Source organism: Bacillus sp. SB49 (assembly GCF_000469135.2).
Lineage (GTDB): Bacteria > Bacillota > Bacilli > Bacillales > Halobacillaceae > Halobacillus.
The window spans coordinates 3,049,543-3,065,049 of record NZ_CP048117.1 but is presented as its reverse complement, the minus strand read 5'-3'; the positions used below and the strand labels follow the sequence as shown (position 1 = coordinate 3,065,049).

Annotated in this window: 23 protein-coding genes; 15 read left to right on the top strand and 8 right to left on the bottom strand. The window is 47.4% G+C overall.

Going from position 1 to position 15,507, the window contains the following annotated elements; all coding sequences use genetic code 11:
* Positions 1-41 precede the first annotated feature (41 nt).
* From M662_RS16110 to M662_RS16085, 6 genes are all read left to right on the top strand, one after another.
* Positions 42-1,169, top strand: coding sequence for an MFS transporter (locus M662_RS16110; protein WP_026578034.1), 1,128 nt, complete (start codon positions 42-44; stop codon positions 1,167-1,169).
* A gap of 78 nt (positions 1,170-1,247) precedes the next feature.
* Positions 1,248-1,532 (top strand): DUF3784 domain-containing protein, encoded by a 285-nt coding sequence (locus tag M662_RS16105; protein ID WP_008637735.1) that lies wholly within the window; start codon positions 1,248-1,250, stop codon positions 1,530-1,532.
* A 204-nt stretch (positions 1,533-1,736) separates the two neighbouring features.
* Positions 1,737-2,111, top strand: coding sequence for a VOC family protein (locus tag M662_RS16100; protein WP_026578035.1), 375 nt, complete (start codon positions 1,737-1,739; stop codon positions 2,109-2,111).
* A 17-nt stretch (positions 2,112-2,128) separates the two neighbouring features.
* Complete coding sequence (locus M662_RS16095) at positions 2,129-2,422, top strand: RNA polymerase alpha subunit C-terminal domain-containing protein (protein ID WP_026578036.1); 294 nt, start codon at positions 2,129-2,131, stop codon at positions 2,420-2,422.
* Positions 2,423-2,447: 25 nt separating this feature from the next.
* Positions 2,448-2,909, top strand: a complete 462-nt coding sequence (locus M662_RS16090) for an NUDIX hydrolase (protein WP_035388282.1) — start codon at positions 2,448-2,450, stop codon at positions 2,907-2,909.
* A 30-nt stretch (positions 2,910-2,939) separates the two neighbouring features.
* On the top strand, positions 2,940-3,575 hold the full coding sequence (locus tag M662_RS16085; RefSeq protein WP_051348910.1) for a hypothetical protein: 636 nt from the start codon (positions 2,940-2,942) through the stop codon (positions 3,573-3,575).
* Between the two features lie 89 nt (positions 3,576-3,664).
* Here the strand turns inward: M662_RS16085 and M662_RS16080 are convergent, their stop codons facing one another.
* Both M662_RS16080 and M662_RS16075 read right to left on the bottom strand, forming a co-directional pair.
* A complete protein-coding gene (locus M662_RS16080) occupies positions 3,665-4,087 on the bottom strand; it encodes a VOC family protein (RefSeq protein WP_026578038.1) in 423 nt (140 codons plus the stop codon).
* A 363-nt stretch (positions 4,088-4,450) separates the two neighbouring features.
* Positions 4,451-4,603: an aspartyl-phosphate phosphatase Spo0E family protein gene (locus M662_RS16075; protein ID WP_081694904.1), complete on the bottom strand. Its 153-nt coding sequence runs from the start codon at positions 4,601-4,603 to the stop codon at positions 4,451-4,453.
* 646 nt (positions 4,604-5,249) lie between these two features.
* Between M662_RS16075 and M662_RS16070 the strand changes: the two genes are divergently transcribed.
* The 5 genes from M662_RS16070 to M662_RS16050 all read left to right on the top strand — a co-directional run bounded on the left by M662_RS16070 (position 5,250) and on the right by M662_RS16050 (position 9,426).
* Complete coding sequence (locus tag M662_RS16070; RefSeq protein ID WP_035388284.1) at positions 5,250-5,840, top strand: TetR/AcrR family transcriptional regulator; 591 nt, start codon at positions 5,250-5,252, stop codon at positions 5,838-5,840.
* Positions 5,841-5,854: 14 nt separating this feature from the next.
* Positions 5,855-7,132 (top strand): MFS transporter, encoded by a 1,278-nt coding sequence (locus M662_RS16065; protein ID WP_026578039.1) that lies wholly within the window; start codon positions 5,855-5,857, stop codon positions 7,130-7,132.
* 117 nt (positions 7,133-7,249) lie between these two features.
* Complete coding sequence (locus tag M662_RS16060) at positions 7,250-8,122, top strand: AraC family transcriptional regulator (protein ID WP_026578040.1); 873 nt, start codon at positions 7,250-7,252, stop codon at positions 8,120-8,122.
* A gap of 151 nt (positions 8,123-8,273) precedes the next feature.
* Complete coding sequence (locus M662_RS16055; RefSeq protein ID WP_051348911.1) at positions 8,274-8,948, top strand: Type 1 glutamine amidotransferase-like domain-containing protein; 675 nt, start codon at positions 8,274-8,276, stop codon at positions 8,946-8,948.
* 217 nt (positions 8,949-9,165) lie between these two features.
* Positions 9,166-9,426: a hypothetical protein gene (locus M662_RS16050; RefSeq protein ID WP_026578041.1), complete on the top strand. Its 261-nt coding sequence runs from the start codon at positions 9,166-9,168 to the stop codon at positions 9,424-9,426.
* A 95-nt stretch (positions 9,427-9,521) separates the two neighbouring features.
* On the opposite strand, the gene M662_RS16045 is transcribed toward M662_RS16050, so the two are convergent.
* Positions 9,522-9,710: a hypothetical protein gene (locus M662_RS16045; protein ID WP_026578042.1), complete on the bottom strand. Its 189-nt coding sequence runs from the start codon at positions 9,708-9,710 to the stop codon at positions 9,522-9,524.
* Between the two features lie 172 nt (positions 9,711-9,882).
* A complete protein-coding gene (locus tag M662_RS16040; RefSeq protein ID WP_026578043.1) occupies positions 9,883-10,638 on the bottom strand; it encodes a PAS domain S-box protein in 756 nt (251 codons plus the stop codon).
* A 222-nt stretch (positions 10,639-10,860) separates the two neighbouring features.
* Between M662_RS16040 and M662_RS16035 the strand changes: the two genes are divergently transcribed.
* Positions 10,861-11,475, top strand: coding sequence for an HAD-IA family hydrolase (locus M662_RS16035; protein WP_026578044.1), 615 nt, complete (start codon positions 10,861-10,863; stop codon positions 11,473-11,475).
* An 82-nt stretch (positions 11,476-11,557) separates the two neighbouring features.
* Here the strand turns inward: M662_RS16035 and hxlB are convergent, their stop codons facing one another.
* Both hxlB and hxlA read right to left on the bottom strand, forming a co-directional pair.
* A complete protein-coding gene (gene hxlB / locus M662_RS16030) occupies positions 11,558-12,115 on the bottom strand; it encodes a 6-phospho-3-hexuloisomerase (protein ID WP_026578045.1) in 558 nt (185 codons plus the stop codon).
* A 5-nt stretch (positions 12,116-12,120) separates the two neighbouring features.
* Positions 12,121-12,753, bottom strand: coding sequence for a 3-hexulose-6-phosphate synthase (gene hxlA, locus M662_RS16025; protein WP_008633406.1), 633 nt, complete (start codon positions 12,751-12,753; stop codon positions 12,121-12,123).
* A gap of 175 nt (positions 12,754-12,928) precedes the next feature.
* Here hxlA and M662_RS16020 point away from each other — a divergent pair, with 175 nt between their 5' ends.
* Complete coding sequence (locus M662_RS16020; protein ID WP_008633405.1) at positions 12,929-13,285, top strand: winged helix-turn-helix transcriptional regulator; 357 nt, start codon at positions 12,929-12,931, stop codon at positions 13,283-13,285.
* Between the two features lie 23 nt (positions 13,286-13,308).
* Here M662_RS16020 and M662_RS16015 read toward each other — a convergent pair whose 3' ends face one another.
* Both M662_RS16015 and M662_RS16010 read right to left on the bottom strand, forming a co-directional pair.
* Complete coding sequence (locus M662_RS16015) at positions 13,309-13,494, bottom strand: hypothetical protein (RefSeq protein WP_026578046.1); 186 nt, start codon at positions 13,492-13,494, stop codon at positions 13,309-13,311.
* A 94-nt stretch (positions 13,495-13,588) separates the two neighbouring features.
* Positions 13,589-13,762 (bottom strand): hypothetical protein, encoded by a 174-nt coding sequence (locus tag M662_RS16010; RefSeq protein ID WP_161484916.1) that lies wholly within the window; start codon positions 13,760-13,762, stop codon positions 13,589-13,591.
* Between the two features lie 156 nt (positions 13,763-13,918).
* Here M662_RS16010 and M662_RS16005 point away from each other — a divergent pair, with 156 nt between their 5' ends.
* Together M662_RS16005 and M662_RS16000 are read left to right on the top strand one after the other, a co-directional pair.
* On the top strand, positions 13,919-14,962 hold the full coding sequence (locus tag M662_RS16005) for a serine hydrolase domain-containing protein (protein WP_026578047.1): 1,044 nt from the start codon (positions 13,919-13,921) through the stop codon (positions 14,960-14,962).
* Complete coding sequence (locus tag M662_RS16000) at positions 14,959-15,414, top strand: GNAT family N-acetyltransferase (protein WP_026578048.1); 456 nt, start codon at positions 14,959-14,961, stop codon at positions 15,412-15,414. The genes M662_RS16005 and M662_RS16000 overlap by 4 nt, the downstream gene beginning before the upstream one ends.
* Positions 15,415-15,507: the final 93 nt, after the last annotated feature.

The window sequence follows — 15,507 nt, the reverse complement described above, 5'->3', positions numbered from 1 at the left end:
CCTAAATTAGAATGAACGTTCTATATAAATGGAGGTGCGACATGAATGCCAATAAACTGATATCCGTCGGTCTGCCGATGATAGCGGTCACGTATGGCTTATCCCGTTTCAGTTACGGGCTGATGCTTCCATACATTAGTGAATCGATACCTATGAACGCTTCCACTTCCGGTCTGATTTCTTCGTTGTCCTATTTAGCCTACTGTATCGCTATCGTTCTAGTGATGGTATTCTCTCAAAGGTTTACACCAACCTTCATCTTGATGACAGCCGGGTTCACGTCCGTCATAGGATTAGGAGTGATCGCTGCTTCTGCCAACCCCCTGCTCCTCGGTCTGGGTATTTTCACAGCCGGGCTGAGTACAGGCTTTTCCTCTCCACCATACGCAGATATCGTTCAGGAACATATCGAAGAAACGCAGCAGAGTCAAACGAACTCCTGGATCAACTCAGGCACCAGCATCGGAACAGCGCTTACGGGCGTGACGGCGATTGTCCTTAGTGACCATTGGAGAATCAGCTATCTCATCTTCATGGCAATCGCTGCGCTGGTATGCTTCCTTAATTATAAGTCACTTCCGAAACAGAGAATTGGGAGGAAGCAGAAGACGGTGCAAGTTAAGAAAGCCAATTGGCACCATTCCTTGCCATTGATCATTGCTGCGACTTTATTGGGAATCGCAAGCTCTGCTTATTGGACGTTTTCCAGAGACTACATCCTGCATTTGGACACAGCCCCTCTTTACCTGGGCGAGTGGTTTTGGGTGATTATCGGAGCGGCGGGGCTGCTTGGCGGGACCGTCGGGGGCGTCATCCAAAAAATCGGAATGGCAAGCGCCTACCGGATTTCTGTGATTCTGTTAGCTGCATCGTCTCTTGCATTGGTGTTTTTATCGGGAAACAAACTAGCAGGTGTGCTTTCCCCCGCTTTATTCGGCAGCTCCTATATTTTCATGTCAGGGGTTTTGATCCTATGGGGGATTTCCATATTCAAAAGCAACCCTTCTCTCGGAATCGGTGTTCCTTTCGTCCTGCTTGCCTTTGGGCAGGTAATGGGATCGACGCTTGCCGGAAGGTTGGTCGATATGGAAGGATATCCGTTTTTGTTTATCCTATTCTCGCTTGTCGGTATGATCGCCCTCTTTGTTGTTCCTAAAAGCAAGTATTGAGTCATCAAAGTAAAATATTGGAACCTGGATGGATTTAAAACGTAGATATGGTATAGACCCAGAAAGGCGGGAGAAAACGTGGACTATGGATTGCTGTTGCTCGGAATCGTTCTTCTAGGGGTTTCCTTTTTGGTCGGAGTAAAGAAACAGACGTGGCTGCTGGCGGGTTTTAACGAGAAGATGATTCGGAATAAGTCGTTGTTAGGCACCGTTACGGGCCTTGGCTTTTTTCTGCCTTTAGGTTTGCTTGCGATCTTCAACAGTGTGGTTCACTACGCCGGGGAAGGTACGGTCCTTATAGTCGCCATGCTCGTGCTGCTTACCATCGTATATGTGATCATCAATAGGAAATTGCTCGATTGACGCTTGAAAGGAGATGCCGGAACTCTATGGAGAGGTCCGGCATCTTTTTATACCATCGTATTGGTGAGCACCATCAAGATGTTCGTTTGGTAAAATTTTCATGGTATCATGAAAGGAAGAAACCCCATGGATACTTCTATTGCTCTGCCTAAGTTTTTCATGAATGGTGGGAATCTAATAAAAATGAAAAAAGGAGGGGATAGGATGAGTCATTCATTTATTGAACAGGTGCACTACGTCAGGATTCCAGTGAAGGATTTGACGGCTTCCGCCCGGTGGTACACGGACGCGTTGGGGCTCGAGCTTTTGACTATAACGGAAGAACCGGTGGCGATCATCAAAGTGGAGGATGGTCCGTTTCTACTTATCTTGGTGCCTACCAATGATGAAACGTTTGCTCATTTCACGATTAATAAGGAAGCGGCGTTCAGCATCGGGTTTACAAGTCCGAGGCTGGCTGAGCTTCACCAACACTTGACCGATCACAAGGTGAAGGTGGAGGAGATACGGGAAGACAACGGCCATGCTTACTTCCACTTCTATGACCCGGACGGCAATAAACTGCAGGTACACTGGTAACTAAAGGAGGCAGGAAGATGACTGAAAATAAAGAACAGAGAACCTGTGAGAAGGGCCATCGTTACTATAAAAGCAGCGATTGTCCCACTTGCCCGATTTGTGAAAGCGAGCGAAAACCGGAAACCGGATTTCTCTCCATCCTGGCAGCTCCCGCCAGAAGGGCTCTTGAAAACAATGGAATCACGTCTTTGGAGACGTTATCTGCTTACAGGGAAGAGGAAATCTTGAAATTTCACGGCCTGGGGCCGTCGTCGATACCGAAGCTGAAGGGCGCTTTGAAAGAGAAAGGGTTAGCTTTTAAAGAGGAATGATTTCGGAAAGGAAAAGGTGATCGGTATGTCTGATTATGTCATGCAGATGAGGAAGCTGATTGGAACAAGACCGTTAATCGTACCTGGGTCGACCGTGCTTGTATTCAACGATTCCGGAGAGCTTTTGCTGCAGCATCGTTCTGATACAGAGGAGTGGGGATTACCAGGCGGAGCCATGGAGCCCGGGGAAAGTTTGGAAGAGACCGCTGCGAGGGAGCTTTTTGAGGAAACGGGTCTGCGGGCGGAGAGAGTCACGTTCATCGACCAACTGTCCGGGAAGGAATTTTATTTCAAATACCCGAACGGCGATGAGGTGTACAACGTGATCGGCATTTATGAAGCGCAGCATACATTTGGGAAATTAGCGATGGCCGATGGAGAGAGCATCGACCTGAGGTATTTTCCGATAGACGGACTGCCTTCAAATGTTGTTGATTGGGCGAAGTTGGTGATCGATAACTATAGGCAGAGTAAGGATAAGCGATAAGGATTCTGACATGTGCGAGGGGAGGATTCTATGGGAAAGTTAGGGAAATGGACGCTCATTGCGATGGCAGGTGCAGGAGTTATCGTCGGTTTCCTCATCGTTATTTTTATCGTCGATATGACTCCTGATGCAGGAAAAGAAGAGGAAGTGAAGGAGAAGGCAGGTGCGTATCTGGACGCTCATTTTTCCGGGCAGATGGAGATGTACGATACGTTGTACGACAACATGGGGAATTTCCACGGATTCGATTATGCTGCCAAGGTAAGGAATACAACGAACGGCGTCGACTTCACCGTCTATGAGGATGCTGCCAGTAAGGAAATGGTGGATACGTATGCCGTCAATTATTTTGAAGATGAGCTCTCTGATTTGATTATGGAGGATGTGGAAAAACGGTTTACCGAGATCGAAATGGTGATGGTAAGCTATGCGGACCCGGCCGTGACGGATAAGTATATAGGGGAAACGGATCTGCCTGCTATTCAAGAGCTGGACGCAGCTCCTTCCGTGTCCATATGGGTCAATCGAGAGCGGAAACCTGTGGATGAGCGAAGCGTCGATGAGCTTTTGGATATTTTGAAGAATGATCTTAAGCTTCCTCATGCCCAAGTGATGGTCCAGTACCAGGCAGAGGAGGAAGAGGGAATACTTACAAAGGAATACTAGAGCTTCCCGGAAGTGGGCTCTGGATAACGTCCCATTTCCCCTGCCATCCTGTAAAAGAAATGGTCGTCTCTTTAAATACAGGAAGTCAATTATTCCACTTCACCCCAGTCAGGGTTCCAGACGACTTCCCATAAGTGCCCGTCCGGGTCCTGGAAGTGTCCGGAGTATCCACCCCAGAACGTATCGTGCGCCGGGTCGGTGATTGATGCACCAGCTTTTTCCGCCTTAGCCATCACTTCATCGACCTCGGCTTTACTGTTGACATTGTGACCGAGCGTGAACTCGGTCGGGCTCGGGCTGCCTGTTTTCACTTTCGTTTCATGAGCGATGCTTTCCCGATTCCATAAAGCAAGCTTCAGACCAGGCTGCAAATCAAAGAATGCGACCGCTCCATACTCGAACTCCTCCCCGACAATTCCCTCCGTCGGAAAGCCGAGGCCGTCCCGGTAGAACTGCAGCGATTCCTCCAGGTTATCGACGCCGATCGTAATGACAGATACTCTTGGCTTCATGGGAAACCACCTCCTGTTAATATGGGTTTATTTTACCATGTAAATCGTTCGAAGCAGATAAAAAAAGCCAGAGCATGCGCTCTGACTAAAGATTGGAGGGGGACTCGCCATGAAGGTTTGAATGCAGTCAAAGCACTTCATTTGGGGAGCCACCATCTGCATCCTTTCCATTTCGTTCCTTCCATAAACCCTCACTTACCCTTCAGTCCCAAAAAAAGCAGCACAAGCATACCAATAAAATTCAGAACCATCGCACCGAGCATGATCCATCCGGCCGTATCATAGGGAAAAAAGTTAAACATGCTGTTCTCCGATCTGCTTTTTATTATGTAGTATGCGCGGAGCCTGTGGTTGTATTCGTCCTTACTGGCAATGTTTCCGGTAAAGGTTCAGAAGGTGGTCCAATTCCTGCGAGATCTTGACGATGCTTTGATAGTCGGCGTGGCTGAGGTAGGCGTTGTACATGTTCCGTCTTTTCTTCTCGATGCGCTCTTTAAGTAAGATGCACGCGCTCATGGCTGTCCTCCTTTCATAGGTATACATAAAAAAGCCGGGAGAATTGCTCCCGACCAGAATGTGGTAATTAAATTTTAGCACATATCAATAGGTATATACATTGGCAAGCCTTGAATCTATGTCAGATAGCTATTCAATGAAAGGAAATGATTTACTCTCTGATTAGGATTAGACATTTCTTAGTTAAAGTAGATGAGAAATACTTACCATGAGAATAGCTTTGTGGATCGTTCCAAATATCTTCAAATAATTCTTTTATAATCTTTTCTACCCTGGAAGAGTCATCGATTCTGCTGGTAAGTAATCTGTATATGTATTGGATGTAGCAATCATAAATTTCGGTTAAAGAATCTTTGTCTTTGTTTTCAATTCTCTGGAGAAGGTCTTGTTCCAATCTCATTCAAGGGCTCCTTAGGTATATTGTATTAGTTCTGTAATACCCCTGATATATATAGATAAACATCTTCAAATCGAAATATATGAAAACGTTTACTGTGACCGGTTAATCTCCTGGAAAAATATAAGGGTGTGTAAGAGCTGTTTTAAGGGATGATATGTATTCCTGCTTTACAACTCCAATTTTATCCAATACAATAATGATTAATCAATCAATCATTAATAACTATGGAAAAAGGAGTGGACACTTATGGCGATGCAGAAGTCTGCAGAAAAGAGAGAACGGATCCTTCAAGCTGCGATCCAGATGTTCTCTATGAATGGGTACTCCAATGCGACGATCAAAGAGGTGGCAAAGGCTGCCGGGGTAAGCTTCGGTACGGTGTTTACTTATTTTGAAAACAAGGAGGAGCTTTTCCACGCTTCTGTCCTGGAGCCGTTGGAGGAAGTGAAGGCGGTGATGCTCGCTTCACCGGAACCGTCGGAAGAGCCGACCGTGCAGATCCGCGAACTGATCGAGCAGCACGTTAATTTCTTCGCTCAGCAAACGGTCTATGTACGTCTGCTGCAGTATGTGATTGCCCAGCGGGAACGATTTCCTGATTTATTCATGGAGCTCGACCAATTTGCCGTTCAGCTGCGGAATGCGCTTCGTCCGTTGATCGTCAAAGGGCAGGAGCTTGGGGAGTTGATGGAACTGGAGCCGGATGACGTCAGTGATACATACCTTGCCTACGTCAACGGTGCGCGCCTGACTTTCACGGAGACAGCGGACGACCGTAAGGCGTGGGATATGTTCACCCGCCATGCCTACCTGCTGTTCGGGCCGAGATCCTTATGAAGAGGGGAGAGGGCATGTCCTTTAAACAGCTGCACCCGAATGTGAAGATCAGGGTATTCACGCAATTCATCACCCAGTTCTCCAACATGATGGTGCTTCCTTTCTTAACGGTATATTTCGCTCAGAAGGTCGGCGAGACGGTGACGGGTCTGATGGTCGCAAGCCTTGTATTCTTAGGAATCGCCGGCGGCATCATCGGCGGCTTCTACTCAGACCGGATCGGGCGCAAGCGCTTGATGGTTTGGGCAGAAATCGGCTCCGCTTTCACTTTTTTTATCATTGCCTGGCTGAATTCCCCGTGGTTGGACGCGCCGTATCTCACCTACAGCTTCTTTATTTTCGGGATGTTCTTCGGCGGGCTGATCGGTCCGGTCTCCCAAGCGATGGTGCTCGATGTGACCTCCAGTGAACACCGGCGCTATGTATTCACACTGTTGTACTGGGTCGGGAACATTTCCTCCGCGGTTGCCGGCGTGATCGGGGCCGTCCTTTTTCAACAGTACTTGTTCCAGCTGTTTCTCGGCATAGCCGGTGTCTCGCTGCTCTCTGCCGTCATCACACAACTCTTCATCACAGAATCCTACATCAAACCTCACCAAGAGCTGCAACCTTCTGTACAAAAAGTCCAACCAACGATATGGAACAATTATAAAGTCGTCTTTCAGGACCGGGTATTCCTGATGCTCCTCTTTGCAGGGATCTGTATATACTCACTCGAGGAACAACTGACGAACTTCCTGGCGATCCACTTCGTCCAAACGATCGAAGCGCAGCCGCTGCTTTCCTTTTCTTCCATAAATGTCGAGGTCGACGGGTTCCTGATCCTTGGAATCCTGCGCTCGGAAAACACGTTTCTCGTCGTCTTCGCTGCCGGTTTCCTTACGTGGCTCGTGAAAAAGTGGAGGAACAAAGCGATACTGTTGGTAGGATTGATATCCTATACGATCGGCTACACCCTGTTTACCGTGGTGGATTCTCCGTGGATCCTGATCGTACTGATGGCTGTCGTAACGTTCGGGGAGCTGTTATATATCCCCGTCAAACAGAGCATGCTTGCAGATCTGGCTCCGGATAATAAACGAAGCTCGTACTTAGCGGTTTTCCAGTTCACCGGCTACATCGCCATGCTCGTCGCCGCTCTCGGCGTCCTGTTAAGCGGATTCGTGCCTGCCTGGGTGATGGGGATGAAATATCTGGTGCTCGGTGCCGTTGGGCTTGTCCTGTTTCTGCGTGTCGATACGCATCTCACTCGGACGGAGGAGAAGGAAGAAGCGAAGGCAGGTAATTTATAGCTTATATTGATTGATGAATCAATCAATAGTATCGGTGCGTACCGTCCAAATCGTGCACCGAAAGTCGGGTACTCCGCATCCCGACCTGTTATTCTAAGTCTATAGGAGGTCATGCCAGTGGATAGGCTCAACGCTATGAACAACGCAATCCAATATATCGAGGAACACCTGACCGGGGAGATCGACATGAAGGAAGTGGCGGCAATAGCACAATGTTCGGAATACCATTTCCGAAGAATGTTTCCCTTCCTTGCAGGCATCCCACTCTCGGAATATATCCGGCGCAGGCGGCTGACGCTTGCAGCCTTTGAGTTGAGGGAGGGCGGTGCCAAGGTCATCGACGTAGCTCTCCGCTACGGGTACGGCTCCCCCGACGCTTTTGCCAAGGCGTTTCAACACATGCACGGCATCACACCGTCTGAAGGGAAGCGGGACGGAAAAGCCTTGAAAGCCTATCCGCCGATGTCCTTCCAGTTATCCATCAAAGGAGGAGTGGAAATGAACTACCGTATCGAAGAAAAAGAAGCATTCCGTATCATCGGTTTGAAAAAGAGGGTCCCCATTATTTTCGAAGGGGTCAACCCGGAAATCGCAGCCATGTGGGAAGCGTTGGACGAATCATCGATCCGGGAGCTGAAGCAGCTGTCGAACATCGAACCATCCGGCATGCTCAGTGCATCGGCGAACTTTTCCGAAGGGAGGATGCAGGAGGAGGGAGAACTCGACCACTATATAGGGGTCGCGACCACCGAAGCGTGTCCCGATGCCTTCGCAAAGCTTGAGGTCGAAGCCTCGACATGGGCGGTGTTCGAAGCCGCCGGTCCTTTTCCGGAAACGCTGCAGGATGTCTGGGGACGGATTTACTCGGAATGGTTCCCGGCATCGAACTATGAACAAAAGGAGGGGCCGGAAATTCTTTGGAATGAGTCGAAGGACGTGAGCGCTCCGACGTTCCGGAGCGAGATCTGGATCCCGGTTTTAAAGAAGTAAAAGAGCTGTTTCGGCAGCTCTTTTTTTCGTGTTTTGGATTTAACCGGGAAGATGGTCTCCATTTAATTTGCTATGAGAGAGGAAAAGAAACTTTATTTATAGAAATTCGCTTGTTAAGGAGTTAACTAATAATAAGAGAGGGAGTGATTAATTGGGAAGCTTAATCCTGTCCGGCGGCGGAAGCTATGAACAAAACCTCGACGTATATCAGTTTCTCGTAAATAAGGTGGATGCAGATAAACCCATCCTCTATATCCCTTTGGCTGGTGATGCAGAGCATCGATCCTATCAAAGGAGCTTCGATTATATTAAGAGTATCCTTATGCCATTAGGCGTAAAAGAATTCGTGATGTGGACAGACCTTGCCGATAAGAAACGGGAGGACTTAACCCGTTTTTCTGCGGTTTATTTCAGTGGAGGGAGAAGTGTAACCTTGCTGGAAGTATTAAAGAAGAGTGGATTCGATGAGGTTATAAGACAGTACTATAACGATGGAGGAATTATCTTTGGTCAAAGTGCCGGGGCCATCCTGTTCGGAAGTGATATTTCCTACACGACTAAACAGAGACAAACCAACCAATACAGGCCACTTCAGCTCCTGCATGGAACTAGGTTATGGTGTCATTATGTCAAAGAAGATGATGAATTCATTTACCATCATTTAAACAAAGAAAATATTCCTTTTATCGCACTTGCCGACGGAGGAGCCATACATGTTACGAAAAGAAGGATAGAAGTGATTGCGGAAGACGTTTATGAAATGAGAAACAACAGGGATGGAAGGTGTAAGAATCAGCTGCGACGCGGACAACCTCTGAAAAATTAAATTCGAAAGGGTGCCCCTCATTACTACTATGGAGATGCACGTCTGGAATCCGACGGCCTATAGACATGGGAGATATTTGGAGAAGGTGGAATGGGGGGAGACAAAAGATGGTCTTATCCTTACCTTTGAAAACGAAAAGGGTATGATGCACTTTCATTAGGATACGTATGACGAGGGAAATTTCGTTCTGTCCTTCCGAATTGCGGGGGAAGTGAAGATGGGTTCTTTTGTTGAACATGCTTCCAAAGCGCGGGCGGGTGATGTTGGAAAAGACGACAGGCCGTGGTACTTGTATAAATGCACGGATTCGGAATATCTTGAATGGTATGATGAACAGCCGGGGCCGGGGAGGGAAATCTATTCTATTCAACACCACGTCATAACGACTTCAGAAACGACGTTTGACATACGTTGCACGTATGAACCGCGTATCACCTACATAGAGAAAAAGGATAATCAGGAGAGCCGGCCATCATAAAGAGGAAACAGGCCGAGAGCAGTTGAAAGTTTCTATAGATCGGTTGATAAAAATAGCTGGTTTAAAGGAGGACGAATATTTGCCTAAGTGACCTGTTACTCCTCTTTTTTTCCTCTCAGTTTCCGAATCCGTGGAATAATGAAGGCCCAGGAAATAAACCCGCCTATCGCTAGACCTGTAACGTTCTCCCACCGTATCTCTCCGCCGACAAAGTACCCAAAGAGAACAGCAAATACAGCAAACATGATAGCGGAAATCATCCCGTTTTTCATTCGCTCTTTCATGAAGCATCTCCCTTTCCGCTTGATATACCAATAGCGTGATGATGAAAGGTGTTTCCATGTAAAGTTACTTCAGTATAACGAAATACAAGCGCTTATTAAATAAATGGTTAGTGGAGCATGCAATTGGTCACAGGCCATGGCTGCGTTTTTTACAGCGGATGACCTGTGAACATCAATGAATGCCCAAATAAACAAGGGCGTCTTTAACGGAGGCCAGAGTAGGAACATCAGACAAATTTATCCCTAATTTTGTTGCCTCGATCGCCATCTCAGGCCGTAAGCCGGTAAGCACCGCCTGTACGCCGAGCAGAGATAAGACGTGGATGATTTTGAACAGGGAATCAATCACCACATCATCTAACCTGTACACCCCGGAGAAATCTATAATGAGGTATTTAAGTGCTTGATCCTTTACTTTTTCAGGGATGATTTCTAAGATCATTCCTGCTTTGTCCTCACATATGTTCCCTGTTAATGGAAGGATAGCAATATTACTCATGATAGGCACGATGGTTGCTGACAGCTCGTTTATTTCCTGAAGCATATCCTCCTGCTTTTTTTCGCTTTCTTTCCGGATGGTGATATCACGGATATAGGATTGAATGGCTTTATTATTTTCCCCAAGCATAACGGGATGGCAATATAATTCAACGGTCACCGTTGTTTTGTCCATTCGATAGATGGTCTCTTCAATGACAGCTGCTGGAGAATCGTAAGCCGATTGAATCCTCCGCTTGATTGCACCCTTGGACGACTCTTTAAATATATCTAACGGGCTTATCCCGATCACACTTTCTTTATCCGTCCGGAAGAATTCCTCCGCCGCCTTGTTTATATACAGGATTTTGTAGTCTGTATGAAGAATGATCGGGTCCAGAGAATACTCCATTACTTCCTGGTAATTTATGTCTTCTATACCTTTCAACATTTTTCCACCTCTATATCAGTAAAATATATGAATATATTTTCTAGCATAGCATAATACAGGTTACTTGCTTCATTAAAAGGTCGGCCGGTCATGTATATCCAATGTATGGAAAATGCTTGGTGTTTCTTGTATATTTGAGTGGAAGCTGCACTCTGTGATCCGACGATGAATGGTTTTAGAAGGACTGGTTGAATCTTGGCAACTTTATAAGGAGGAATGGACGTGTATAAACATATCATTTGGGACTTTGACGGCACACTGTTCGATACGTATCCGTGGATGGCGCGGGCGTTCAAGGAAACGCTGGAAAGCCGGGGAATTGACGAGCCGGCAGAAACCATTGAAGGGCATATGCGGGTGTCGGCATCCACTGCCTACAAGCATTATGAACAGAAATATGGAATAGATGAAGATTTTCTGGCCGCTTATAACAAGAAGAGAAGCGAAGCCGAGATGGAACACTCTAAGCCGTATGAAGAGATCGAAGCCGTCTGTACCTACATAGCTGCATCAGGCAGAAAGAATTACCTGTTTACCCATAAGGGAATCACGGCCGTCGAATTACTACAAAAGGCCGGGATAGCCGACTGCTTTACGGAATGCATCACTGCGGAACGAGGATTTGCGAGAAAGCCGAGTCCTGATGCGATCCATCATTTGATAGAGAAACATAGGATGAAGCCGGAACAGACGATCATGATCGGTGACAGGGACCTGGATCTTCTCTCGGGAAAGAATGCAGGAATCAGCGCCTGCTACTTTTCGGAGCACAAGGAAGAAAGCGACCATGCCGACCATACTCTCCATGACTTTAAGGAGCTGTATTCCATTCTTTAAATTCTGCCTTTTGTTTTGTAAAGCCATAAGGAAACCATCATACAAAAAAGGACACAAATGCTCATTTGTGTCCTTTTCCTGATTATTCAAGATTGGCATGCTTTCCATACATCTTATCGGAATCCAGTCCTTTTTTCTCCATAAAGCGAAGGATCAAGGCGTCATAGAACAGCAGCATCGTCTGCTCGAACAGCGTTCCCATCGGTTGGATAGAGCTGTGACTGCCGGCAGATTGGTCTTTCGTCATGCCTGGCAAGGGAATGACAATGTCGGCCATTTGTCCAATCGTCGATTCCGGAGAGATCGTGACCGCAGCCACTTTTCCCCCAGAATGTTTAGCTTTTTCTGCAATAGCGACAAGGGTTTTCGTTTCTCCAGATCCGGATCCGACGATCAACAAATCACCAGGTTCGAGATTGGCTGTTACCGTTTCCCCCACGACATAGGCATCGATTCCCATATGCATCATCCGCATGGCGAAGGATTTTCCCATGAAGCCGGATCGGCCTGCGCCTGTAACGAATACTTTCTTGGAAGCTGTAATTTGGTTCACAAGCTCCTCTGCTTTTGACTCAGGGATCTGCTGGACCGTCTGAGACAGTTCTTCCATGATCTCCGCTAAGTAACCAGCCGTTTTCATTTCCTTCACCCTTGTTTCAGTAATGTCTGCATCTCGCGTGCGGTCGCCTGCTTGTCCTCTTTGCTTGTGATGCCGCCGCCGACGATGACGAGATCAGGGTTCTGCTTCACGACTTCCGGAAGTGTTTCCAGTTTTATTCCACCAGCAATGGCCGTTTTGGCATTTTTTACTACGCTTTTGATCGTGTGCAGGTCTTGGAAGGAGTCTTTTCCTTCTGCTTGCAGATCGTAGCCTGTGTGTACGCAGATATAATCGGCTCCAAGCTGATCCAACTCTTCCGCGCGGGCAGCGATATCTTTTACGGCAATCATATCGACAAGGATTTCTTTTCCTTGGTTTTTCGCTTCGGCCACCGCACCTTTGATAGACTCGTCTTCCGCTGTTCCGAGAATGGTAATGATGTCTGCGCCCGCAGCCGATGCCTGGCTTACTTCATAGCCGGCAGCGTCCATGATTTTCAAGTCGGCCAGAACCGTCAAGTTCGGGAAGGCGGCTTTCATTTCTTTTACTGCTTTCAGTCCTTCGTTGATCACGACAGGGGTGCCGATTTCGACAACGTCGATGTATGCTTCCACCTCTTTGACTACTTCAATCGCTTCTGGAATATTGACGAGATCTAATGCTAATTGTAATTTCATGTATATTCTCTCCTTCTCTATGGTTCGAGTATCGTGTGCCGGATAAAGTGGAATGCTTTTATCGCGGGCATGTTCCATAGTATACTAAGGCCGTTCCAGAATAAAAAGTACGCACATTAATCGCATATAGTGATAAAAAGTATACTATTGGATGATAGAAGGGGTGGCGAGAGGGATGCCGAACTTAGGAGAGAAATCGTTTAACTGTGAAAAGGAATTGACCCTGTCTGTAATTGGGGGGAAATGGAAGATGCTGATCTTATGGCACTTAGGTAAGGAAGGCACGAAACGATTCGGAGAATTGAAGGCGCTCATGCCTGGGATCACGCAGCGGATGCTCGTCACACAACTGAGGGAGCTCGAAGCCCATTTGATCGTGCACCGGGAAGTCTACCCGGTCGTTCCCCCGAAAGTCGAGTACTCGCTGACGGAACATGGGGAAAGTCTCATGCCTATTTTGGATGCCATGTATGAATGGGGGAAGGATTACGTCGAGAACGTGTTGGAAAAGGAAGACTCATCCGCCATCTGACAGGACGCGTTTACGAGCGGATGCTAATCCTGTTTCCTGCCTTTTCTCCTAAAGAAAAAAACATCCAAATAAGTCACAAGTGTTGCCGGAATAAGAAGCGCCGGCTTTTCTGCAGCTTCGAAATCAAAAATCTGATCGAGCAGCAGCATCACCAGGTAAAGGTAGACAGGAATGCCGATGATCTTCAGCAGGACGACCGCAACTTTCATATATATCCCTCCACAAAGGTGTGTTCCTTTACGAGGGATGCTGTAAACGAAAAACGTGCCGGAGCAAGCAAGACTCCGGCACGTTTTTTGTATATTATTCTTGATTTAAGCGGGTATGGTTTTGACCACACTTCGTACATTGCGTCCACAGCGTCGTGACGATTTTCTCGGAAAATTCGTTAGGTACGACCTTGATGACTTTTTGTTCGTCATGGTGGCAATGGGTGCAGTGGTTCTTGATCAAGCTACCGACTTCGTATGTTTGCATAGTTTTGCCTCCTCTCTAAGATTCGTGAGGCAACAGCAGGAGCAACCAGTTTAATATATTTGTAGAAAAGTTTCAAGCAATGTATATAGTTACCATGAGGGTATATAAAAATATATTCATATAGCATAAAATGTAAGAAAAAGGGGAGGCGTTTAGATGGGGTTGGAAAGCAGGGAATTAAACAGAATTATCACGAACATAAGCAGCGATATCGATTTTTCCGGTGTCGTCCATGTGAAACAGGGAGAGGAAGTATTGGTGCACCGGGCCTTCGGCTGTGCGGACAGGTCGGAGGAACGGCGGAATGATATTCACACCCGCTTCGGAATCGCATCGGGGTGCAAGTTGTTCACCGCCATCGGCATCTGCATGTTGGTCGAGCAGGGAAAGATAGACTTCCACACGCCGCTGGCTGACTGTCTGGATATAGCTTTTCCTCACGTGGACCCGCAGGTTACGATCCATCAGCTGTTGACCCACACGTCAGGCATGCCGGACTACTTCGACGAAGAGAAGAGCGATTACGAAGAACTGTGGAAGGACTATCCGGTGTACCGGATCGAATCGCTTCATGATTTCCTGCCGCTTTTTCAGGAGGAACAGATGAAATTCCCGCCCGGCGAACGGTTCCGTTACAATAATGCGGGCTATATCGTCCTTGGTCTTATCCTGGAGCAGCAAACAGGGCGCACCTTCACGGAATACATCGAAACGGAAATTTTCAAGCCTTGCGGTATGATGAATTCGGGCTACTTCTCGATGGACAGACTCCCCCGGAATACGGCTCTCGGGTACATCGATGAGGAGGAAGCAGGGACTTGGCGGACCAATATTTACGCCCTTCCGAAACAGGGCGGATCGGACGGAGGTGCCTACACGACGGCCGCTGATATGATCAAGCTGTGGGAGGCACTGTTCCGTTATGAGCTGCTGGAGGAAGAGACGACGAACAAACTCCTTCATCCTCATCGAGCGGTGAACGAAGAGATTCATTACGGCTACGGGATCTGGATGAATAAGAAAGGGAGCGACATCTATAAATATCACGTGATGGGGTACGACCCGGGCGTCAGCTTCCGCGCATCTGTCTATCCCGGGCTTGATGTCAAAGTGGTGGTGCCGTCCAATAAGGAGTCCGGGCCTTTGGAGATGACGAAAGGGTTGGAGGAAATACTATTCGCTGAGGAGATACGAAAATGACTACAGGAAACGTAACGATTGTGGAATGCAACGAAGAAAACTGGTATGCGTGCTGTACCTTGGAAGTGGCGGAGGAGCAGCGTGAGTTCATGGAGCCGAACGCCGTATCGATTGCCCAATCCAAGTTCGAACCTACGCTGAAACCTTATGCTGTTTGTTTGGAAGAGGAGGTCGTCGGTTTCCTCATGTATAATTCGGTGCCGGAGGAATTGGACGGTTACTGGGTGTACCGTATTATGGTCGATAAAAAGTTCCAGGGGCGGGGAATCGGCAGAGCGGCAACGAGCTTGATGATTACCGAAATGGAGAAGTTACCGGGGGCCGGGAAGATCGTTGTCGGGTACCATCCGAAGAATACCGGAGCTCACAAGCTTTACGAGAGTCTGGGTTTTGTCGACAACGGAGATCGGTTCGGGAAAGAAATGGCCGTCATCCGAAAGATGCATTCGTAGGGAAAAGGGCGAACCGTCGCCCTTTTTTATTTTTTCTATTTCTATGAGGTATGATAAACTGATTTTCGAAAAAATGTACATAGTTTTAGGAAA

What these genes read in the sequence shown, in the direction of transcription:
- M662_RS16015 (WP_026578046.1), bottom strand. Translation starts at nt 13,494, where the DNA reads ATGAAAGTTGCGGTCGTCCTGCTGAAGATCATCGGCATTCCTGTCTAC.
- M662_RS16100 (WP_026578035.1), top strand. Translation starts at nt 1,737, where the DNA reads ATGAGTCATTCATTTATTGAACAGGTGCACTACGTCAGGATTCCAGTG.
- M662_RS16065 (WP_026578039.1), top strand. Translation starts at nt 5,855, where the DNA reads ATGTCCTTTAAACAGCTGCACCCGAATGTGAAGATCAGGGTATTCACG.
- M662_RS16040 (WP_026578043.1), bottom strand. Translation starts at nt 10,638, where the DNA reads ATGTTGAAAGGTATAGAAGACATAAATTACCAGGAAGTAATGGAGTAT.
- hxlB (WP_026578045.1), bottom strand. Translation starts at nt 12,115, where the DNA reads ATGAAAACGGCTGGTTACTTAGCGGAGATCATGGAAGAACTGTCTCAG.
- M662_RS16085 (WP_051348910.1), top strand. Translation starts at nt 2,940, where the DNA reads ATGGGAAAGTTAGGGAAATGGACGCTCATTGCGATGGCAGGTGCAGGA.
- M662_RS16000 (WP_026578048.1), top strand. Translation starts at nt 14,959, where the DNA reads ATGACTACAGGAAACGTAACGATTGTGGAATGCAACGAAGAAAACTGG.
- M662_RS16070 (WP_035388284.1), top strand. Translation starts at nt 5,250, where the DNA reads ATGGCGATGCAGAAGTCTGCAGAAAAGAGAGAACGGATCCTTCAAGCT.
- hxlA (WP_008633406.1), bottom strand. Translation starts at nt 12,753, where the DNA reads ATGAAATTACAATTAGCATTAGATCTCGTCAATATTCCAGAAGCGATT.
- M662_RS16050 (WP_026578041.1), top strand. Translation starts at nt 9,166, where the DNA reads ATGGGTTCTTTTGTTGAACATGCTTCCAAAGCGCGGGCGGGTGATGTT.
- M662_RS16090 (WP_035388282.1), top strand. Translation starts at nt 2,448, where the DNA reads ATGTCTGATTATGTCATGCAGATGAGGAAGCTGATTGGAACAAGACCG.
- M662_RS16080 (WP_026578038.1), bottom strand. Translation starts at nt 4,087, where the DNA reads ATGAAGCCAAGAGTATCTGTCATTACGATCGGCGTCGATAACCTGGAG.
- M662_RS16095 (WP_026578036.1), top strand. Translation starts at nt 2,129, where the DNA reads ATGACTGAAAATAAAGAACAGAGAACCTGTGAGAAGGGCCATCGTTAC.
- M662_RS16110 (WP_026578034.1), top strand. Translation starts at nt 42, where the DNA reads ATGAATGCCAATAAACTGATATCCGTCGGTCTGCCGATGATAGCGGTC.
- M662_RS16005 (WP_026578047.1), top strand. Translation starts at nt 13,919, where the DNA reads ATGGGGTTGGAAAGCAGGGAATTAAACAGAATTATCACGAACATAAGC.
- M662_RS16045 (WP_026578042.1), bottom strand. Translation starts at nt 9,710, where the DNA reads ATGAAAGAGCGAATGAAAAACGGGATGATTTCCGCTATCATGTTTGCT.
- M662_RS16010 (WP_161484916.1), bottom strand. Translation starts at nt 13,762, where the DNA reads ATGCAAACATACGAAGTCGGTAGCTTGATCAAGAACCACTGCACCCAT.
- M662_RS16020 (WP_008633405.1), top strand. Translation starts at nt 12,929, where the DNA reads ATGCCGAACTTAGGAGAGAAATCGTTTAACTGTGAAAAGGAATTGACC.
- M662_RS16075 (WP_081694904.1), bottom strand. Translation starts at nt 4,603, where the DNA reads ATGAGCGCGTGCATCTTACTTAAAGAGCGCATCGAGAAGAAAAGACGG.